At 60.5% G+C, this 17,587-nt stretch carries 18 protein-coding genes; 12 read left to right on the top strand and 6 right to left on the bottom strand.

What is annotated here, in order from left to right; genetic code table 11:
• Nucleotides 1-243: 243 nt before the first annotated feature.
• The 4 genes from HNR51_RS25090 to HNR51_RS25105 all read left to right on the top strand — a co-directional run bounded on the left by HNR51_RS25090 (nt 244) and on the right by HNR51_RS25105 (nt 3,874).
• Nucleotides 244-726, top strand: coding sequence for a hypothetical protein (locus HNR51_RS25090; RefSeq protein ID WP_239681523.1), 483 nt, complete (start codon nt 244-246; stop codon nt 724-726).
• A 620-nt stretch (nt 727-1,346) separates the two neighbouring features.
• Nucleotides 1,347-1,769 carry a hypothetical protein gene (locus HNR51_RS25095; protein ID WP_182556734.1) on the top strand — a complete coding sequence of 141 codons (423 nt, stop codon included), beginning with the start codon at nt 1,347-1,349 and terminating at the stop codon, nt 1,767-1,769.
• 83 nt (nt 1,770-1,852) lie between these two features.
• The gene (locus HNR51_RS25100) at nt 1,853-2,032 is read left to right on the top strand and encodes a hypothetical protein (RefSeq protein WP_182556735.1); all 180 of its coding nucleotides are present in this window, start codon (nt 1,853-1,855) and stop codon (nt 2,030-2,032) included.
• Between the two features lie 360 nt (nt 2,033-2,392).
• Entirely contained in the window at nt 2,393-3,874 is a 1,482-nt protein-coding gene (locus HNR51_RS25105; protein ID WP_239681522.1) for a hypothetical protein, read from the top strand.
• 5 nt (nt 3,875-3,879) lie between these two features.
• On the opposite strand, the gene HNR51_RS25110 is transcribed toward HNR51_RS25105, so the two are convergent.
• Together HNR51_RS25110 and HNR51_RS25115 are read right to left on the bottom strand one after the other, a co-directional pair.
• A complete protein-coding gene (locus tag HNR51_RS25110) occupies nt 3,880-4,572 on the bottom strand; it encodes a DUF7002 family protein (protein WP_182556736.1) in 693 nt (230 codons plus the stop codon).
• Complete coding sequence (locus HNR51_RS25115; RefSeq protein ID WP_182556737.1) at nt 4,569-6,182, bottom strand: adenylosuccinate synthetase; 1,614 nt, start codon at nt 6,180-6,182, stop codon at nt 4,569-4,571. The genes HNR51_RS25110 and HNR51_RS25115 overlap by 4 nt, the downstream gene beginning before the upstream one ends.
• Before the next feature lie 271 nt (nt 6,183-6,453).
• Here HNR51_RS25115 and HNR51_RS25120 point away from each other — a divergent pair, with 271 nt between their 5' ends.
• Nucleotides 6,454-7,005 carry a YfbR-like 5'-deoxynucleotidase gene (locus tag HNR51_RS25120; RefSeq protein ID WP_182556738.1) on the top strand — a complete coding sequence of 184 codons (552 nt, stop codon included), beginning with the start codon at nt 6,454-6,456 and terminating at the stop codon, nt 7,003-7,005.
• A gap of 29 nt (nt 7,006-7,034) precedes the next feature.
• Here the strand turns inward: HNR51_RS25120 and HNR51_RS27035 are convergent, their stop codons facing one another.
• Entirely contained in the window at nt 7,035-7,214 is a 180-nt protein-coding gene (locus HNR51_RS27035; RefSeq protein WP_436629354.1) for a DUF4113 domain-containing protein, read from the bottom strand.
• Nucleotides 7,215-7,566: 352 nt separating this feature from the next.
• Here HNR51_RS27035 and HNR51_RS25130 point away from each other — a divergent pair, with 352 nt between their 5' ends.
• Entirely contained in the window at nt 7,567-7,710 is a 144-nt protein-coding gene (locus tag HNR51_RS25130; RefSeq protein WP_182556739.1) for a hypothetical protein, read from the top strand.
• 198 nt (nt 7,711-7,908) lie between these two features.
• Nucleotides 7,909-8,199, top strand: coding sequence for a hypothetical protein (locus HNR51_RS25135; protein ID WP_182556740.1), 291 nt, complete (start codon nt 7,909-7,911; stop codon nt 8,197-8,199).
• Between the two features lie 111 nt (nt 8,200-8,310).
• Here the strand turns inward: HNR51_RS25135 and HNR51_RS25140 are convergent, their stop codons facing one another.
• Together HNR51_RS25140 and HNR51_RS25145 are read right to left on the bottom strand one after the other, a co-directional pair.
• Nucleotides 8,311-9,087: an SDR family NAD(P)-dependent oxidoreductase gene (locus HNR51_RS25140; protein WP_182556741.1), complete on the bottom strand. Its 777-nt coding sequence runs from the start codon at nt 9,085-9,087 to the stop codon at nt 8,311-8,313.
• Between the two features lie 559 nt (nt 9,088-9,646).
• Nucleotides 9,647-9,796, bottom strand: a complete 150-nt coding sequence (locus HNR51_RS25145) for a hypothetical protein (protein ID WP_182556742.1) — start codon at nt 9,794-9,796, stop codon at nt 9,647-9,649.
• Between the two features lie 174 nt (nt 9,797-9,970).
• Here HNR51_RS25145 and HNR51_RS25150 point away from each other — a divergent pair, with 174 nt between their 5' ends.
• The 4 genes from HNR51_RS25150 (at nt 9,971) to HNR51_RS25165 (ending at nt 11,484) form a co-directional block, all read left to right on the top strand.
• Entirely contained in the window at nt 9,971-10,159 is a 189-nt protein-coding gene (locus HNR51_RS25150; protein ID WP_182556743.1) for a hypothetical protein, read from the top strand.
• 99 nt (nt 10,160-10,258) lie between these two features.
• Nucleotides 10,259-10,438, top strand: a complete 180-nt coding sequence (locus tag HNR51_RS25155) for a hypothetical protein (RefSeq protein ID WP_182556744.1) — start codon at nt 10,259-10,261, stop codon at nt 10,436-10,438.
• 158 nt (nt 10,439-10,596) lie between these two features.
• Complete coding sequence (locus tag HNR51_RS25160) at nt 10,597-10,986, top strand: hypothetical protein (protein ID WP_182556745.1); 390 nt, start codon at nt 10,597-10,599, stop codon at nt 10,984-10,986.
• 18 nt (nt 10,987-11,004) lie between these two features.
• On the top strand, nt 11,005-11,484 hold the full coding sequence (locus HNR51_RS25165; RefSeq protein WP_182556746.1) for a hypothetical protein: 480 nt from the start codon (nt 11,005-11,007) through the stop codon (nt 11,482-11,484).
• A gap of 589 nt (nt 11,485-12,073) precedes the next feature.
• On the opposite strand, the gene HNR51_RS25170 is transcribed toward HNR51_RS25165, so the two are convergent.
• Nucleotides 12,074-12,628 (bottom strand): recombinase family protein, encoded by a 555-nt coding sequence (locus tag HNR51_RS25170; RefSeq protein ID WP_182556747.1) that lies wholly within the window; start codon nt 12,626-12,628, stop codon nt 12,074-12,076.
• Between the two features lie 524 nt (nt 12,629-13,152).
• Here HNR51_RS25170 and HNR51_RS25175 point away from each other — a divergent pair.
• Nucleotides 13,153-17,568, top strand: a complete 4,416-nt coding sequence (locus HNR51_RS25175) for a phage tail tape measure protein (protein ID WP_182556748.1) — start codon at nt 13,153-13,155, stop codon at nt 17,566-17,568.
• The last annotated feature ends 19 nt before the right edge of the window (nt 17,569-17,587 follow it).

Consider the following 17,587-nt stretch of genomic DNA (forward strand, 5'->3'; position numbering starts at 1 on the left):
TCAAGCGTAGCCGTGGCGCGAGGCCGCCGAGAGAGCGAACCGAATCCGGGTCGGCCGGGTTGAAGAGGCCGGACTTGCGACGGAGGCGTCTGCCGGGGGAGCCACGCCGGGCGGGGGCTGTCCGCGGACATCGCAGGCTGCAAGAATTCGCGATGGCAGATTCGGACCGCTGGAACCGGAAGCTTGGCGTTACGTTCTGCAAGTATGGAACACTATAGATCCGTCTTCGCGACTACCGCCATCATGGTTGTCGGCCTCGTTGCAGCCTCTCCGATCCTGAGGGCCGAGAATTCGGCTCCGGCAACGAAGGTGTCGGGCGCTTTCTCCAGCGCTGCCGTGAGTGACAGCGATCAGACTTGGGCGGATCCGCCCCGGCATACGGCGAGAACCGCTTCGATCTCCGCAGCGCAGGCGGGCCCGGCCGGTCCCGACGTCGCGGCGATCCCGAGGCCTGCCTCCTTCACCCTGCTTCCCCAGGAGACGACGGCCCTTCTGGCCGCGGCCGATTTCGGGAAGCCGGAGGCGGCGCAGAGGGTGCAGGCCGTGCGGCGCCACCGCGCCGCGAAGGTCGCGACCCGCGCCCGTTCCGCTCCGACCGCGGAAACGCCCGCCAGCGAGGCGCCGGCTTCCGCTGGGCAGGCTACCGCGACGCCGCCGCAGAAGGATGCGCGGATTGATCCGATCGGTGATCTGCTGCGCGGGCTCGGGATCGGCCTGGACAGCTGAGGCGTCGCGAGAGCGCGCGACGGCCGGCCAATCTGCCGCACGGCACGCGCCACGGTTTCGGCTCGTTGGTCTTCAGGACGTCCCTGGACCCGTGCCGTGGAGCAACCGTCATGATTCTCGCTGCCGCCATCATGCTGATCGGCGCCCTCGGCGCGATCGCCATCACCATCGCCGCACGGCCGAGTGCCGACCGGTTCCTCAAATGGTGATCAGGCGGAGAAGGCGTTCGCGCGTTTCGCGCGCCCCGGATTGAAACTTGCTTAGCTCGGCTCGCGTTATGGCTGCGAAGAGATGACGCGGAGGCCGTTCAGTGGCTGCGATGGTGATGATGGCGGGAGTGGTCGGCGCGGCGGGCACGCTGATCTGCCTGATGCCGCGGCTCGATTCCTTCTTCGAATGGTGAAGCGGCCATTCCGCGAGGATGCGGGAGGCAGGCCGGAGACCCATCGCCCACGCGTTTGATCGCTCGTGCCTGTTCCGACTGCCACCGAATTGTTCCTTCTACGGGAAGCTTCGTCCCGCCGGACGATGGGTCGTCAGGCAGTATGATCCTCGATCCACTTGAGTGTCAGCCCACGACATCGGATGATCGCACGGCCTGATGGCGTGCGAGGCAGATCATGTCCGGTGGTCCGACTTGGTACTCGTGGTTCACCTTCCCCTTTTTCGCGCCCCTGAGCGGAGGCGTGAACCAGGACATTTCCACCGGCCTCTATCAGGGCGTGCCGGAGATCGAGATCGCGATCATCAAGGAGGTCGGCAGCTTCGGCCTACAACTCGGGATCATCTCCGAAGCCGTGAAGGAGTTGGCTGAGAAGGTCGGTGCGATGCCACCCGAACGCAGCCCTCAGGACCGGGCGGAGCTGGACGAGGCCTCCCGGGATCCGACCCCGCTGGAAAAGCTCGACGACCTGATCCGCGACGTGAACCGGGTGAAGGAGGCCTACAAGGAGGCGGTCGAGCGCGATGCCGAGCGGTCGCTGAAGCGGCTGAACCGCGTCGATCCCCAGGCCTCGACCAAGCTCACAGAGCGCTTCCGCTGATCCGCCGAGTGCATACGACCCTGAGGGTCGGGCGAAAGCGAACGGATGTCCACGAACGTCGTTGACCCGGCGGAGGTCGCACCGTGAAGAACCCTGCGCTCAGCCTGTGGCTTTCCTCGTTCAACTGGCGGATGGGCCACGCCACACATGCGGTTCGCCGACAGCAGCGCGTCGCCCTCAACGAGATGACGACGTCGATGAAGGCCGTTCCGGGCAAGCCGAAGCGCAAGCGCTGGCGAACAGCCAGACGTAAGACCGTTTGACGACAGCCAAGCGGACGCTCTGGATCGTCTGACGTTGCGATGGTCTAGCTTGAAAAGGTCGACTTCCGAGGCTCGGGAGCGCTTCAGAAGGATGGTGCCCAGGGGCGGAATCGCCCGTATGCCTCCTAAGCCATTGATTTCATTGGATCCGCATCGCCGCTGAACCGCCATTTGTGTACCGGTGTTGGGCTACGGAGTCGATACCTTGAGGGGGACGAGCAATCCCCTAGGCCGGTCGATCTCAGACCGGCGCACTGCGCAGCTTCATAGGGCATACCGTTAAGCTTTCTCGGATTAGCCTCTCCGTGGTTTGATGGGCAATGCGCGCGTAAAGACATCATGAACGAATCACCGTCAGCGATGTTCTACGAGCGGGCCGAACCGCACGGATCGGATTGCGAGATGATCGCATCGTCCCACGTTCATCACCCCGATCACCCCGTGGCAAAGGCTAGCGAACCAAGCGCTGATGAGCCGACGCTCATCCGCAAGGATCTTGCTCTGGTTGCGCTGGCAGAACACGGCAATGTCGCTCAGTTCGTTAGCTTCACGCCCGATAACGGCGTCTTGCGGCCGACATTCTCACGGATCGAAGGGCTAGAACCAGACTATCCCTTCGCCGATCTTCGTTCGGCCCTCGCGTGCCTCTTGTCCCGCAGCCCCGCTCGCAGCATCAACCTTCGCAGCTACGCGCCCGACAGCCCGCGAAGCCGGACATTCGTCTATGGCCTCAAGAGTCTGGACGCGGCCATGGAAGCCGCTGCGGGTTTGATCGATGAAGGCCTTCACGTCATCGCGAATGAAACCGTTGATATCAGCGACGGCGGCGTTTCCGGCGTGATCATGGGTGACCTGATCGAGTTCGCTCCGGACGACACACCTCGATGCGTCGAAAAACCCGGCGTGGCCTCGTTGCCGCTCGATCTTGGACGGTCAATCCTTGCGACGGTGTACGGGTTCGAACCAGCCGTAGACGCTCGCGGCGGCCGACTCGAATTCAGCGTCCATCCGGCTCGATGTGGTTGGCGGAAGAGCCACACGCTGACTTGGGAGTTCGAAGCGACAGACACCTCCGGCTTGAAGCCGAAGTTGGTGTGGCCGAATCGCTTCAGCCGGATGATCGGCGATAAGGCATTCGGTCTCTTGATGGCCGATGGAATCGGCTTGCCGGTGCCATGGACCACCGTGATCGGAAGACGTGTTGCACCGTTCTCGTTCGGGAAGCGGACGGGCGAAACCGAAGTCTGGATTCGTACCTGCCCATATGAACCCGATCCCGGCCGCTACTCCACCTTCAAGGGCTGGCGCGATCCGTTCAAGCTGATGGGAGATGAAGATCCAGCCGGGGATCGAATCGCTTCGGTTCTCAGGCAGGACGCCGTCCCAGCACTTTTCTCAGGCGCGGCGATCGTGGCTGCGGATGGCACTCTGGTCTTGGAGGGACTGGCCGGAGAGGGGGATCTCTTCATGCTCGGCGAGCGGCAGTCTGAGAAGTTGCCGAATCATGTCTGTGAGGCTGTCATCGACACATACGCGGCAGCCGCACGTGCGCTTGGACCTGTTCGCTTCGAATGGGTCTTTGACGGCTCAGTCGTCTGGATCGTTCAGATGCATCTTGGAGCAACCGTCTCCCTGCCGGACGCGATCGTGCCCGGCGACGCCGACGACTGGTTCGAACTGGATGCACGCGTGCCTCTGGCTGAACTCAGAAAAATTGTTGCTGGATTACCTAAACGCACCGGGCTTCGGTTCGTCGGCGAAGTGAACTCCACGAGCCACATCGCCGATTTCCTCCGTAAGGCTGGTGTGCCGACTCGGATTGTTCCTCACGGATTGGCCTGAGCCATTCATGGACCATCATCGGCGCTCGCCCGAGGGTTCCGCCAGATCTCCTGAAGAATCGTGTCACCCCGCATACGATGAACCGTAAGGACATGATCAGTCATTGAGGTGACGCGATCCGGCACCACGACCTCAGCAACCGGCGGGTCGCTGCGCGGCCTCTTACGTTTGTCCTCAAGCGGAAAATCAGCGATATGAGCAAATGTCAGCTTGCCACGCCGAGCCGGGTTCATGATCGTTGAGCCGCTGTTGATCGGACTGAGCTGGATCTTGTCAGCGTAAGCATCCACCAAACTTCTAGTGTCGATCGTGAGGACGGTCTGAGGATCGTTTCTGTACGTATCCGCGTTGAGTAGCGTACTGAGTCGTGCGCGTGTAGGCCAGAAGAATACACGGCCGTTTAAGATCGCATACCAGTCGGCCGGTGTGAGTCCATCGTCAAGACACTTCACGAGCGCATTGTCTGACATCGGGATCTGATCACGAACGACCGCGCCGGGAAGGCCAGGACGACGTATCGGCACTGAGACCGGCCGATGCCGACGCTCCAAAGCCACACGAGCTTCCCCCTCAACCCTATAAAGATCGAGAAGGGATGAGGTACAGCGGAGTCCATGCTCCACTATAGAGGGCCAGCTTCCATCGTGCGCCATATGCCAAAGGCGTGGATACTTGGCGACAAGTTTATCTGGCGTCATGGATTCGGCACATCTCTGATAAGGGACTGATCCTCCCCGAAGCCAACCGATACATAAGTGACGGCAGCGTTTGCGACGCGAGCAACCGTCTTTATGAAGTTCTTCGTGTCGGGTGTTAGATCATTGTAGGATTTCGCGTCAGCATTTCGCGAGTCCAGATAATCGACGAACGTCAGAGCGATGTCCGTTGCCCCGTTGAGGATCGCAGCACGACGCAACTGCTCCCAATCGAACTCGCCGATCCGTCGAGATTTGCCAGATACCGTCCCTACTTCAGTCTTCTGGATAGCTTCGACTGGAATCCCCGATCGTGCAGCGATCGTTTGCGCGTCGATCTCTTTCATCATCGGGCCCGAAGTTCCACCGACGCGAATCGGATAAGTCCGGGTTACCATGATTACTCTTCGTACCCTGTTCGGTGCAATTCCCGCATCTGCGAGGCAACCCGAGACAGTGGCGTCTCTCGATGTCACGAACGGATAAGGGCCGTGATGAAGACTGAGATCAGTTCCCTGGGTGCCCTCGAGCATAATGCGCTTGTTAGATGCATATGCCTTTTCAAGTTCTCTCTTGGTGCATCGAACGTACTCTTTCAACTCAGATACATCACGCGCCAAGCGGACAGGAGCACCATAGTCTGTGCCGCTCCCTCGTCCCAGTATCTTTCGAGCTGTTGCAACACCGACGCCTTGCTTGGTAGAGCCGATAACCTCAAGACTCTGCTCTTCCATCTCCCGATCGCGCTGCTCAATGATCATAGCCTGCGGATCGATAGACAGCCGCTTCCTACCTTTATCGTCGTCCAATTTGCAATCTGAAATTTCTTTCAACAACTGTGGCAACCATAATGTTGCTCCTGCGCCGATGATGATTTGAGCCTTATCGTTCCCCTGTGTACCCGATGGAAGCTGCACATACTTATACCGTGGCTTGGCGACCAGATGGCCCGCGTTAGGGCCACCAACGCGAATTAGCACATCGTATTCTTCGGCAAGCTGACCGCAGATATTCCCCTTGCCCTCGCTGCCATACTGAGCGCCGATGACCACATCAACGAGTGGGATGGGCTTACCAGGAACGACTTCAAGACCGGCGAAAGTTTGGGCGAATACACTGGAAGCATCAGCTATTTCTGTGCGAATCACAACGTCCGCGTCATTCGCAAGGGTAACTGTGCCCTCTTCGGTGGCGTTCTTAGATGCGTCCTCGAACGACGTTTCATCAAACGTGCGCTGCTGCCGCTCGATGTACCGTTGCCTCCGCACAAAAGCGGGAGCTTTGAGGTGCACATGCCTAACAACGACGTCAGGCGGGAGCGCATTCCTCAATGCATCTAGCTGTATCTTCTTGCGAACCGAGTCGAGTATTACTACGTCGCGATCGCCCTTTTCAAGCTCATCTTTCAGAGCCTCATAAACCCATGTCCCGCCTTTTTCATCCAACTCATCCCCCTTTGCCTGCAACTCGGATCGGGGGACAGTGGGGCCTAGATATGCCTCTAGCAGCTTACGAGTACGGACGACCTTCGCATCTAATCGCCTCCTGGCTTCATCACAAAGGCTACTTTTGCCCGACGCGATCGGGCCGGACAGCACGATAAGCACTTTCATGCCACTTATTATGAGGGGTAACGCTAAGTTGCCAAGGGGCGGGGCGCTGCTACTCGTCCGGATTACGAGGGTCTTGGGGATAAGATTTTGGTGGCTGAGGTGGCCGTTGCATGACGCGAGCCGATTCGTGCCAACAGATGAGTACGTTGCGGTATGTCGGTGCGTTGTCGCACACGTCAAATGATTGTTCCTGCGCGTCACAGAAGATGGTACAGTCGCTGCCTGTTTTACTGAGGCTTGAGATATGTCCCCATTGGCGAAAACTGCCCCGATGGAGGCGAAGATTATGCTTCAGAGCGGGTCTGAGTTTGATATTCTCGACCCTCACAGCAGCAATTTCAATATAGAAGATATAGCGCACGGCCTATCGCTCCTCTGCCGGTACGTTGGGCAGTGCCGTGAGTTTTACTCCATCGCCGAGCACTCCGTTCACGTGAGCGAGACCTGCGAGGACCATGCCTTGGCCGCTTTGCTGCACGATGCGGCAGAGGCCTTCATCGGGGATGTGTCAGGCCCCCTCAAAGCATTATTGCCAGAATATAAAAGGATCGAGAAAACGATCGAAACGGCGATATTCGCCAAGTTTGGAATCCCGTATCCTCTACCTAAGGCAGTGAAAGCGGCGGACCTTTCCGTGCTTGCGGCTGAGCAGGATCAGATCATGCCTCCGGGTACGAGCAACTGGATGGCCGGCTCTGGCGTGAAGCCGGCAGAAGTTGAGATAAAGTGCCTTACCCCCAGCGAAGCCAAGGCAGCGTTCCTCAAGCGTTTTGAGGATCTATGCACTCAGAGGCAGCCGAAGTGTGCGGTGCTTGTGAGATAGAGGATTCAGAGGGTGGGTAGTTCCCGATCTTAGCCAGCGTCGCGAGTGAGCAGTCGGGAGTGCGTCCATCGGGTGGTGTAGGATGGCGTCATCATATCAACCTTCGTCGTCCAAGTGGTCCGCTGTCGTTCCAATCCGGCTCTGGCTGGTACTACAGAGCCACGTCCCCAACGCACATTGCTGGCATCCAGCGCCGCCATGAGCCGCATCGAGCGCTCACGTCGAGTCGGTCGATCAATGCCCTCTGTGAAGCCGCCAGAGGGATAAGATCGGTTGTCACTACCACGGCCTTCGAACAGCGCTGGGGTCGATCTCACTGCTCTCGCTACGTGCGAGCTACGCCTTAGGCGGTCGCAGGGATCAGGGCCAACGTGTCTTCGTCGCCTCGGCCACTACCGTTGGGACGGAACGCACCGGCTGTTCGATCATGATCATCAAAAGGCTCGATAGAGGAGGGTGCTGATACGCACCTCAGGCTCTGAACCGCCGACCCATATCCTGGTTTGTTCCTCGTCACGGCCCCTGATGGTCAGAGACCGCGCCTTATCCAAGGGTGCAACCATGTCGCTTCATATCGCCTCCGTCACCGCCGCGCTGATCGTTACCGCGCTCGGATTGAGCCTCCTGACGAGTGCCGCTCACATGCCGAGGCAGATGTCCTCGGTCGCACTGCCGCCCGCACTGTCCGTGCATCTCGCCGGCTGATGGCTTGAGCCTCAAACAGCGAAGCTGGCTTGGATTCGGGTTCCCGAGCTGTGAGGGACATCGATCAGGGCCTGGATCAACCTCTTCGTCTCCGTCGTTGTATCGGACAAGCCCGATCCAGTGACAGTTGGCGTGGGTGCTGACGATGGCCTGCACGATGCCGGGTCGTGTCAATGGGCGTCAGAAGGAGTTCCCCCCATGCTGTCGAGCGTTGCCTACTTCCTCGCCAGCACCCTGATCCTACAGCCCGTGCAAGCCGAAGTGGCTGACCGTCTCCGCCAAGCCAAGGTTGCACCAGAGGTCATTTCCCAGGCGCAAGCTTGTGTGTCCTCTGCCCTGCCGACCTTGGTTCAGCGGGTCGGCGACGACTACTGGTGGGCCGCCACGACTGCGGCTGGGGTCTGGCTCGGCCTGACGCCTCTGGAGCGGGTTGTCGCCGATGTTGCACCGTCTTGCCGTGGCACCGTCGATACGCTCAGAGCCACCTGAATAGGTGCCGTCGAGTGCGATGCAGTTGGCTTCGCCTCTCGATGGTCTGCAAACGACCTGTTGTAGCCCTTCCGAGTGTCCGCTGTGCGGCAAGTCTGAGCCGTTTGAGAGCTACTGCGCGGTATAGCCCCCATCCACGGCCAGCACCGCACCCGTGATGTAGGTTGCGGCAGGGGAGGCCAGGAATACGAACGGCGCGGCGATCTCTTCGACTGTGGCTCTCCGACCAAGCGGCGTGAATGTCCGGATGCGCTCCTCGGTCGCCGGATCGGCATGGACCGTGACCCCGGCCATGACATTGGCCACGTAGCCGGGCGCGACAGCGTTCACCCGGATGCCGTGCGGAGCCCACTCCACCGCGAGGTTCCGCACGAGCTGATCGACGCCGCCCTTACTCGCTCCGTAGGGCGCGAGGCCGCCCACACCCGCCCGTGCCGCGATAGATGAGGTCAGGGTGATCGAGCCACCTCGCTGGCCGCGTTCGATCCAAGCCTGCGCCGCCTGTTGAGCGGGGAGGAAGGCTCCCCGTAGGTTTACCCCGAGGATGCGATCCCACTCCTCAACGCCGTAGTCGATCGCGGGTTTGATGACGTCGATACCCGCGTTGCAGATCACCGCGTCGAGGCGTCCGAACCGTTCGTATGCCAAGGCAACCAGAGCCCTGGAGGTATCAGGCAGGCTGACATCGCCCGCATATGAGACGACGCGCTCAACACCAGCTTGGTCGGTGAGGGCACGCGTGGCGGCGTCCGTCTCTGCGGGATCGAAGCCGTTGATGACCACCCGCGCGCCATGGGCAAGAAAGTGCTGCGCGATTGCCAGACCGATCCCACGGCTGCTGCCGGTGATGATCGAGACCCCATCGACGACATCGGTGCGCAGGATCATGTTGCACGCTCCTCATAGGCATTCGCGGCCCTGGATATAGCGCGGAGATCGCACGCGTGCCTCAAGGTCTGCTTTGCGCCGATCGTCTGGGGGCCGCTCCCCACCCTCTGCGGACCCAAGCTCTGCCGCGGAGGCGGTCGTGTGCACGGGGATCACTATGCCGAAAGAAAAACGGCTCTTAGACTGCGCCTTGAAACGCCTAGCAGCCGATGCAGATATCGCGCACGACACGCTCACGCTTCGGTCCTGTCGCTTGGTTGGGCAGTCGGCCACCAGCGTCTCTGATCGCGCCATGGCTGGTGAGCGCCCACGGTCGTTGAATTAAAGGTTCCGCAGCGTGCAATGGCCCCGGTTCCTGAGGCATCGTGTAGGCCATTCCCTGTGCCGTCGCCCCCCCCGTCATAAGAGCGCAAAACAGCAAAGCCCAAGAAGGTAGGTATCGCGCGGCCATCGGCGCCTCCTATCCAGGCCTAACGCCGGAGCCGGAAGCTGGGTTCAGCCTGCTCCGGCTAAGGGATGCCGTCCGTCGCTAACTCGCCCAATTCGCCGTCGCTTGTCCTCACTTCTGCATCGCCCGTTCCTGGCGCACGAGGTGAACAAGGTGGTGGGACACGCCTGCCAGTGCCGCCGCTTGCCTGTTCGAAAGCCTGTCGCCTCCCGGTCCGTCCAGCACCGACTCGACCCGTTTCCGCTTCTGCGCGTTCGTCATCGCTTTCTCCTCCGCGGCTATATGGTTCCGCGTCGCTTCCGAAGCAATCGTCTGGATCTTTGCGTGAATGCAAACGTCTGTCGCGGATGTGTACTTATCTAACATCCATGTTTTGTCGTTGACACCTTTGTCCGGTGACACCATCTAGTTCCGAAGCGGGAACGGATGGCTCAGGTGACAAACGAAGACTTCCTCGACTTCATTGCTTTCGTCCTCACGGATGGTTCACCTGAGGCCGTCGCGGCTTTGAATCGTGCGATCGACCGCATTCGCGGATTTGATCGGGAGGACTCGTCTTCCTTTGTGCATCCCAAACCGACATCGGAATCAGGGTATGCAGTGTATCGCGAGTTTCCAAGTTGACAAAACGATAGATCCGTGGTAAAACTCTGTCACACTGCCAAATCAACATCTGAAGCCGCTCAGGAAACCCTTGGGCGGCTTTTGTCGTCTGGAGACGAAATGCATCAGATCTCCCTGCGGATGCCTGTCAGCCTGTTTCGAGAACTCGCCCGACAGGCCGCCGAACGCGGCTTGCCGGTTGCTGCCTACGTTCGCTCACAGCTAGCGCACAGTATCAAGAGCCCTGTAAACATTCACAAGACAAACAAGGAAACCAATGTCTCGACCGAAGTTGTTTGACGGCGCCCCTACGCGCACAGTCGATGTCGCCCTGCCTGAAGATCTCATCGATGTCCTTCGTGCAGTCGCCAAGCGACACGCCCTTACGCCCGCCGCCTACCTCAGAAGCCTCGCTGTTACTCATCTCAACAAGGTCGCGGCCTCAAAGGCGACATGCAATGAATAACCAAGACAATCCCGCGATGGCGTCTCTCGCTCGCCGCCTTATCGTTGCAGAACTCGCTTCCAAGGGCGCAAAAGACCCCGAAACAATCGAGATGCTTGTTACCGCTCGCCTTCGGATCACGGAGTCGGGCGATCTCGTCGCTCTGAACCGGGGCGGCTCCGTCATGCCGGGCGATGCCCTCGCGAACGCCGTTGAGGACATCAGGAAGACTAACCCTTCGCTTTTCGGTGACACGGCAAAGCCTGAGGGCGATGCGGGCAACCCCTTCGCAGATGGTCCGTCGAAGAACGTCACGGCCCAAATGCTGCTCTGGCGATCCGATCCCGAGCGAGCGGAACACCTTGCCGCCGAAGCCGGCATCAAACTCAGCCGAAACCGCTGATTTTTCGAGGATTTTCTAGTGAATTATTCAAGCCCTGGCGGGTGGCGCGAACGCACGAAGCGCACCGACGCAAAGAACGCCGAACGTGCGTCGAAGGCCGATATCCGGGCCGAACGCGCAAGGCTGGCCGTCGAGCATGCCGAACGTTCCGCCGCCGAAGTGGCAGCCCTTGAAGCCGCTAACCGTGCCGAAAAGCTGGCCTGCCCGTGCTGTCGTGGCGAGGGCAAAGTGACGGTCGAGATGGTGGAACTGGTCTTCAGAGCACTTGAACGCCTACCCTCAGAGAGCCGGCCAGATGCGACGGTTCTGGCGACACTCGGCCAGATCGCGCGGGGAGAACAGGTTCACCAGCACGGCCCGAAGGTCTCGCACGGCCTGTCCCACCCGGCTCCTGTCGCTCATGTCGAGACTGCGACAAAGACGCCTGCGAGAATGAAAAAGCCCAACGATATCAGTCGTTTCACCGAAGACGGTGCTCTCATTGAGTTGGACGACTGAGCCTTCAGAGATCGCGGCGTGGGGCACCCGGTTCGCCATCCGGTCGAGCCCGCTGCGGGTGGTGCTGGTCGGTGACTGTCTCGGTAAGACCGGGCATCGCCGGCCGGCATCACGTTAGAAGTGGGATGGGACAGGACCGCCGATCACCATCCATCACCACTGGATCGATCCCTACTAGGAGAAAGAGCCAACCAAGGGGGGGAATGACAGTCGGTCTCAGGAGCGTTCAGAGAGACAGCGTGGCACAGATGAGCGATGCTCAATAGACCGGCTCAAGTTTGAGCCGGTCTCAGTTATGTCGCTGACACCATACGCTGATTCGGGTTGATGACGATAACTCTGTCGAGTCGATCCCTTCCGAAGGCAAAAAGAGATATAAAGAAATCTTTATGTCTCCATCCCTCAGCCTGATCCATCTGGTTTGATCCAGACGTGCCAAAGCACCCCACCCCCGTGAGAGGGCAGGGTGTGGCTAGCCTTTGACGGCTAGGGGTGTCCCGACAGGAGTTTTCCGGGCATCAAAGGGGATATGGTCGGGACGGGTCGGCGAACCGACAGAAACGTGATGTCGTGTCTATCAGTGAGGGTTTCAAGCCTTCGGAGCACTCAGAGCCCGATGCACCGATCCCTTCCCGATGCCAAGCTTCGCCGCGATGGCGCCCATGCTCATGCCCTGCCCGGCCAGCGCCTTGATCTCCTCCGAGCGCGCCCGAACGGTCGGCTTCCGTCCCTTGTAGGCTCCATCGGCCTTGGCTTTGGCGATGCCCTCCCGCTGGCGTTCCAGCATCATCTCCCGTTCAAACTGAGCCACACCGCCGAGCACGTTCAACATGAGCCGTCCGGTCGGAGTAGTGCTGTCGACTCCCATGTCGAGAATGCGAAGCGATACGCCTTTCGCGTCCAGGGTCTCGATGATCTTACCCATGTGGACCACACTGCGGGCAAGTCGGTCGAGCTTGGTCACGACAAGCACGTCACCATGCCGGGCGAACTCAAGAGCGGCCTCAAGCTGGGCGCGCGGTGCCACAGATGACACCTGTTCCCGGAACAGCCGCTCACACCCAAGAGCAGTCAGTTCACGAACCTGAGCTTCGAACCCCGCTTCCTGCTCCAGGGTCGAAGTGCGGGCGTATCCGATGAGCATGGCTGCGGTCCTGTCGAGTCGTTCCACTAGGTTCCTTGACATAGAAGCCTGAGCTGTTCCAAAACGCAAGGCAATTCTTGTGGAACGGACTCGCCAGGGTTGTGGAACGTTCCGCAGGGGCATGCCCTAATGGAACGGTCGGGTGCCGGACCGACTGTCAGACACAGCCTCACAAGCGCGCAGAGATGAGCAGTGCAGCACGGTCACGCTGTCGTCTGTCGGTGCTGACTGGTTGTCGTGTTCTCCGACTGCCGGGTTGTCGTGCCCCGGCTCGATGCCGTGCCGGTGACGCGAGCGGCTGTGATGCTCAGGGCGACGTGAACAGACCCCCCACGGTCTTTTTTTGTGAGCGACACGCCCCCTGGTCGGCGAACCCCTCCATATAGCACACCATTTTTCGTTCGAATTTCAATCTAGACGCCTGTCTTTTTCTGACAGATCTTCCGAACGTTTCAGGTCGCTCTAGTGCGTAACCTATTTTTCGTTCGGATTTACCCTCCCTCAGACCAAGAAGAACCCTATGGATGTCCGATGACAAGATGAACGTCGCGATTGGCCTCAGCGTCAACACTCACGGCGAGGAACTGGTTGACCGGCTCAACCGCAGGGTGAAGGCTCTCGAAGCCTCACTCAAGGCGATAAGCCGACAGATGCAGGCCACAGCGAAGGCCGCGTCATTCCCTGGATCGAAGCAATCCCAGGCGACAACAGCGAACCAAGGAAAGGGATCGTCGGCCGACAAGCGCGCCGCGTCCGATCTCTACACCTTCAAGAGCCGCCTCGAAGCCCAACGGCAGCGTGAAGCGGCCCGGAATGAGGCGTTTCTGCATCGGCTCCGGCAGAGCAGCTACAGGCAAACCGAACGCGACCAAGCGAGAGCAATCCGTGATCGTCTGGCCGGTGAAGCCCGTGCCGCCCGTGAGGCCAGGACCGCCCAGGCCGCCGCCGCCCGTGCCGCCTCAGCCGAGACGCGAGCGATCCGCGATAAGATCCAGTTCGCCATCAGAACCAGCGCCCAACGGGTCCGCGAACAAGCCGCAACAGAGCGAGCCCGTGCCGCCCAGGCCGCCGCCGTGGAGCGCGATCAGAAGCGCGCTGCGCGAGAGGAAGCCCGATCCCTCAAGGAGCGGATGAGCTTTGCCACCCGTATGGCCGCTCAGCGCCAGCGTGAGGAAGCCGAGATTGCCCGCACTCAGGATCGTGCCACCCGCGAGTCTATCCGCCTAGATCGATACCGACTCGGCCTTCGTGATCGCGAGGAACGTCGCCTTTCCCGACAGGCCGCCCGAGAGGATCGGGATCGTTCCCGCGACTACCGCTCCGGCCTTGGAAATGCCCATTCAGCCGCCTCTCACGGCCGGGACAGCTACAACACCCTCACGCGAACCGGCGCCGCTGCCGCCATCGTCGGAACCGCTGCGACTGCCTCACTCGCCCGCCGCGCTCTGACAGCCGAGAGCGATATCGACTCGGCCGAGATCAACAGCCGGATCTACGGTGGACTCTCTCAGGATGCCGCTCGGCAACTTCGTGACCAATGGGCGGCACCACTCGCCGAACAGCTCGGAGTCGGGACGGCTAAGCTCCTGTCGAGCTATACCGATGCGTTGAAGGTCGGTATCCCGGCCGAAGGCGCGCGTCAGTTCGCCGGTCTCGCGACACAGACCTCGGAAGCTTGGGGCGTGCCGTTCGAAGGCGTCGTTGACACGCTCGGCACCATCAACTCGTTGCTCACTTCGACGGGCGAGGCATTCTCCTTCGACAAGCTCAAGAGCGTTGCGAACAGCCTGCAATACCTCGCGGCCAAGCAGAGCACGACCCCTGAGAAGCTGATTTCGTTCCTGCAACGCGGTGCCGGTGGCGCCCAGGTGCTCGGGATGAGCCAAGAGGCGGGTCTGGCCTTCGGTTCGGCCTCAACCTCGCTCGGCAATCAGGCCAGTGAGTCGGGAAGACTCTTCGACTACATCGCCGGCAGGCTCGTGAAGATGCCGGATCTGGTTCGGAAGAAGGGGCTCGAAGGAGATCGGGCGAAGCTCTTGGTTCGTGAGCTTGGCTACGGGTCGGTTGGCGAGTTGGATCGGCAGCGCCGTGCAAGTCCCGATGAGTTCTTGCCCGACTTCATGCAGCGTTTTGCCAAGATCAAGGACGCGAAGAAGCAAGAACAGTTGATTCAGTTCTTCGCCGGTCAGGAATGGCTTGGCGAGTTCGGCCGTATGGTCAAGGGCATCGATACCTACCGGGAAGCCGCCAAGCTTGCCAAGGAAGCCAAGGGCCTCGACGCCATCGGCGACGTGTGGAACCTCCACAAGCTCAAGCTCGCCTTCGTGTTCAAGCAGATCACGGCAGGCTTCCTCAACATCATGGGCGAGATCGGCAAAGTTCTCTCTCCCCTAGCGCGTCAGGTCGGCGACTACTTCCTCGATTGGTCGCGAAAGCTTCAGGGTGGTGGGCTCCGTCTCCGTGTTCAGGCAGCGATTGAGGGTTTCATCAACGGGCTCGGCTTCAAGGATCTGCCCGACCTGTTGAAGGGAATCTTCGGAGAGCCGGGGCAGGGCGATGCGGGAGCCGTGGAGACGTGGCGGAACACGGCCAAAGCGTTCGCCGAAGGCATCCGTGACACGATCAACGCTCTGAAGTCTCTGTTCTCGGTCTTCACGGGATCGAACGCCACACCCGAGACCATCGCCCGATGGACGGGCCGCCTCGTCACCTTTGCCGCTGCATGCCTCGTTGCAGCGCCGGCCATTGCGGTGCTCGGCGGTCTGGCCTCTGGCATCACGGCTCTTGCGGTGGCGGCTCTCGGGGCTTGGAAGATCCTCAAGGCTGCCGGTCTGGTCGGTGGTGCTTCGGCCGCTGCCGGCGCTGGTGCTGCGGGATCATCGGCCGGTGCCGGTGCCGCCGCTGGTGCTGCGACCGGTGCGGGTCTCCTGTCGAGCCTGATGCGGATCTTCGGCGGTGCCGCGATCAACACCGTCCCGGCCTATTCAAAGGAGGAAGCCGACAATCTGATGCTCCGCTTCGGGCGGTACGCTCAGGAGCGAAACAAGGCACGGGAAGGCGCTGCCCCTGCATGGGTCGATCCTCCGTCCGTGAACGACAACCTTCGGAAGCCTGCCGACGACCTGAAGAAGGCCATCGAAGACAACACCCTCATCCACAAGCAGAGTTATGAGGCCAACGATAACTTCGCGGGACTGATCCGCAAGGCGAACTTCACAAGCTCGGATACTGGGCGCATCGCGAAGGCGACTATCCAGGGTCAAGGCGCTGATCTTCGGGCGGCGGTTCTCTCGGGCAGCACCGGTTCTGTCGGCTCTGTCGGCACCGGTAGCGGCGGTCCTCTCTCAGGTTCCACTCCTGGTTCGTCTCTCGGCAATGTCGGGATCGGTGGTCGGGGGATCATCGGCGGCGGTCAGACCTCTCCCGGCTTCAACGCCGGTGCCGGATCGTCGGGTTCGGATGCGGCTTCGTCTGGTCCTTCCGTCCCTGGTGACAAGCGCATGGGCGGCTCCCGTTCGTGGCGAAATAATAATCCGGGGAATATCGAGTACGGTCCATTTGCCCGATCAATGGGCGCAACTGGTACGGATGGGCGTTTCGCAGTCTTTCCAGACTACAAGTCGGGACGAAACGCTCAGGAGAAGTTGCTTTTCGAGGGACAAAACTACAAGAACTTGACCCTTGCGCAGGCCATTCGCCGGTGGGCGCCTGCCTCCGAAAACAATGTGCCTGCATACATTAAGGCGATGGGCGCCGATCCCAACACGCGAATGCAAGACTTCACGCCCTCGCAGCGCTCGACGCTTCTCGATGCGACGCAGAAACATGAAGGCTGGAAGGTCGGTCGCACAGTTGCCGGCACGTCTCAGCCGGTTGGCGGCGCGAATGGAGCCGTGATGGGCGGGACGGTCGATTCTGCAAACAAGCTCGTCAACGTCGCTGAGAAATATATCGGGCTCGGGGAAGGTCGAGGCCGCGACACTCTCGAAACGTTTATGGGCGGTGGATCAATCGTCGGTGAGGCGAATGCTTGGTGCGCTCGCTTCGTCAACGCCTCGCTCAAGGCGGTGGGAGACTCTGGAACGGGATCTGGCATCGCGAATAGCTTCCTCCGTTGGGGTAATGCTGTAGAAGCCGAAGCCGTGAAGGCCGGAGACATAGCGGTAGAGCATCGCGGACGCGGTGTTGATGGTCGCGGCGGACACGTCGGGATAGCAACCGGCAAGACCCGAATCGGACGCAACGGTCAGTTGCAGCTTGAGTTGATCGAAGGGAATTCCTCGAATCAGGTCAAGCGTGATTGGACCGACGCTTCCAAGCTCGTCGTGCGCCGCTCCACGAACCCCGCGATGCAGGCGGCCGAACAGGTTGCAGCCGAGACGAAGGATAACGCCCAGGCTATCAAAGAACTCGGCAAGTCCAATGTCGGAACCGGACGGCAGGCCGTGAACATCGATGCTCTTACATCGATGCAGGGAGCCGGCGATGGATACGGGCTCAAGGATCTTCCGCGCTTTCTAGACTACAAGCAGCTAAAAGCCCGCGAGCGGATGCAGAAACTGATGTGGAGCAATGGAAACCGCGATCAGATGAACTCCCTCAGGGAGCGCATCAACGATCCTTCCGCCTACATGAAGGCAAAGTCTAATGCCGAAACTCTGATCAACCCTAAGTGGAACGGCGCGGGAGCCGGTGAATCTGGTCTCGGTCAGAACATGGGAAGCAAGGCGCCTCTGGGAACCAGCGCTCCTGTTTCGCCAGTCAAGGCCGGAACGGCAGGTGGCGGGTCGAGCACGACTTCGGTCTCGGCGCCGATCACGATTAACGGAGCGAATCAGAGCCCCGAACAGATCGCGGCGGCCGTCGAGCGCAAGTTGTCGCAAAACATGAACCGACGCACGCATGATCTAGACCCCGGCTCGATCTCCGGTATCGGCTAGCACAACAAGCAAAACAGTC

Source organism: Methylorubrum thiocyanatum (genome assembly GCA_014138645.1).
Classification (GTDB): Bacteria; Pseudomonadota; Alphaproteobacteria; order Rhizobiales; family Beijerinckiaceae; genus Methylobacterium; species Methylobacterium thiocyanatum.

What these genes read in the sequence shown, in the direction of transcription:
- HNR51_RS25090 (WP_239681523.1), top strand. Translation starts at nt 244, where the DNA reads ATGGTTGTCGGCCTCGTTGCAGCCTCTCCGATCCTGAGGGCCGAGAAT.
- HNR51_RS25130 (WP_182556739.1), top strand. Translation starts at nt 7,567, where the DNA reads ATGTCGCTTCATATCGCCTCCGTCACCGCCGCGCTGATCGTTACCGCG.
- HNR51_RS25105 (WP_239681522.1), top strand. Translation starts at nt 2,393, where the DNA reads ATGTTCTACGAGCGGGCCGAACCGCACGGATCGGATTGCGAGATGATC.
- HNR51_RS25095 (WP_182556734.1), top strand. Translation starts at nt 1,347, where the DNA reads ATGTCCGGTGGTCCGACTTGGTACTCGTGGTTCACCTTCCCCTTTTTC.
- HNR51_RS25155 (WP_182556744.1), top strand. Translation starts at nt 10,259, where the DNA reads ATGCATCAGATCTCCCTGCGGATGCCTGTCAGCCTGTTTCGAGAACTC.
- HNR51_RS25135 (WP_182556740.1), top strand. Translation starts at nt 7,909, where the DNA reads ATGCTGTCGAGCGTTGCCTACTTCCTCGCCAGCACCCTGATCCTACAG.
- HNR51_RS25110 (WP_182556736.1), bottom strand. Translation starts at nt 4,572, where the DNA reads ATGACGCCAGATAAACTTGTCGCCAAGTATCCACGCCTTTGGCATATG.
- HNR51_RS25115 (WP_182556737.1), bottom strand. Translation starts at nt 6,182, where the DNA reads ATGAAAGTGCTTATCGTGCTGTCCGGCCCGATCGCGTCGGGCAAAAGT.
- HNR51_RS25160 (WP_182556745.1), top strand. Translation starts at nt 10,597, where the DNA reads ATGAATAACCAAGACAATCCCGCGATGGCGTCTCTCGCTCGCCGCCTT.
- HNR51_RS27035 (WP_436629354.1), bottom strand. Translation starts at nt 7,214, where the DNA reads ATGCGGCTCATGGCGGCGCTGGATGCCAGCAATGTGCGTTGGGGACGT.
- HNR51_RS25140 (WP_182556741.1), bottom strand. Translation starts at nt 9,087, where the DNA reads ATGATCCTGCGCACCGATGTCGTCGATGGGGTCTCGATCATCACCGGC.
- HNR51_RS25120 (WP_182556738.1), top strand. Translation starts at nt 6,454, where the DNA reads ATGGAGGCGAAGATTATGCTTCAGAGCGGGTCTGAGTTTGATATTCTC.
- HNR51_RS25170 (WP_182556747.1), bottom strand. Translation starts at nt 12,628, where the DNA reads ATGCTCATCGGATACGCCCGCACTTCGACCCTGGAGCAGGAAGCGGGG.
- HNR51_RS25175 (WP_182556748.1), top strand. Translation starts at nt 13,153, where the DNA reads ATGTCCGATGACAAGATGAACGTCGCGATTGGCCTCAGCGTCAACACT.
- HNR51_RS25145 (WP_182556742.1), bottom strand. Translation starts at nt 9,796, where the DNA reads ATGACGAACGCGCAGAAGCGGAAACGGGTCGAGTCGGTGCTGGACGGA.